This is a genomic window from Streptomyces mangrovisoli, from assembly GCF_000974985.2.
GTDB classification, from domain to species: domain Bacteria; phylum Actinomycetota; class Actinomycetes; order Streptomycetales; family Streptomycetaceae; genus Streptomyces; species Streptomyces mangrovisoli.
Map to the genome: position 1 here is coordinate 1 of NZ_LAVA02000196.1, position 644 is coordinate 644.

Sequence of the window (644 nt, forward strand, 5' to 3'; positions counted from 1 at the left end):
GTGCTCGGTCTGACCGACGATCAGGGGGAAGGTGAGGAACACGACGAAGACGACGACGAGTCGCAGGGCGACGTCGAGAGCGTCGTTCACTGCGGGCCTCCAGCGGGGTCTTCGGGGGATGCGGGGTCGGGGGGCTCAGGGGCGGGGGCGGGAGCCGGGGACTCGGGGTCCTGCTCCGGCTCCGGGTGCGTCTCCGTAGCCGACCCGGGGGTCTCCGGGGCCGAGCCGGAGCTCTCCGGCGCCGACTCGGAGGTCTCCCGGGCCGACTCGGGGGTCTCCCGGGCCGACTCGGAGGGCTCCGCAGCCGGGGCCGGCTCGGAGGTCTCCGGCTTCGCAGCCGGCTCGGTCGGTGCCGGTCGGCGCTCCTCGCCTTCCGGCCGCGTCTCCGGCTCGGGGTGCGCGTCCGTGCCGGGGCGGGCGGACGGCTCCTGCTTCTCCGGCCGCCCGGACTGTTCCGGCTGCCCCGGCTGGTCCTCGCGCTGTTCCGGCTGGGCCTCCCGCTGTTCCGGGTCCTTCGGGGCGGTGGGCTCGTCGAAGGCGGGGCGGGCGTGGTGCCAGGGGGCGTCGGAGCTGCGAGGGGCCGGTCGAGCCGGAGGTGTGTCCTGGCCCGGAGCCCCGGCCCGCAGGCTCGCGGAGCCCTCGCT

General features: G+C 77.0%; 1 pseudogene. It reads right to left on the reverse strand.

From position 1 onward, the window contains the following. Positions 1-86 precede the first annotated feature (86 nt). Positions 87-644 (reverse strand): annotated as a pseudogene (locus WN71_RS39375) (hypothetical protein); the annotation flags it as partial.